1 pseudogene is annotated in these 299 nt (G+C 79.3%); it reads left to right on the forward strand.

What is annotated here, in order from left to right:
• Nucleotides 1-194 (forward strand): annotated as a pseudogene (locus JS521_RS33820) (MFS transporter); the annotation flags it as partial.
• Nucleotides 195-299: the final 105 nt, after the last annotated feature.

Here is a 299-nt window from a genome sequence, read left to right on the forward strand (position 1 = left end):
GCCCGCAGCTGGGTCAGGTGCGGGCCGGGGCGATGGCGGGCGCGGCGCGGACCCGGTCGGCGATCTGGTCGGGCGGGGTGGCGTGCGTGGCGTCGGTGGTGCTGTTGACTGCCGCGTTGCCGAAGTTGGTGCGGTACGACTCGGAGACGGATGAGGATGCGGTGCGGAGGCGGGAGGCCCGGGTGGAGGGGTGACCCGGGCCCGGGCCCCCCCCCCCCCCCCCGGGGGGGCGCCCCCCCCGGGGGGGGGGGGGGGGGGCCCCACCAGCCGGGGGGGCAAGACCAACCAACAAAACCCGC

Source organism: Streptomyces durocortorensis (genome assembly GCF_016901035.1).
GTDB lineage: Bacteria > Actinomycetota > Actinomycetes > Streptomycetales > Streptomycetaceae > Streptomyces > Streptomyces durocortorensis.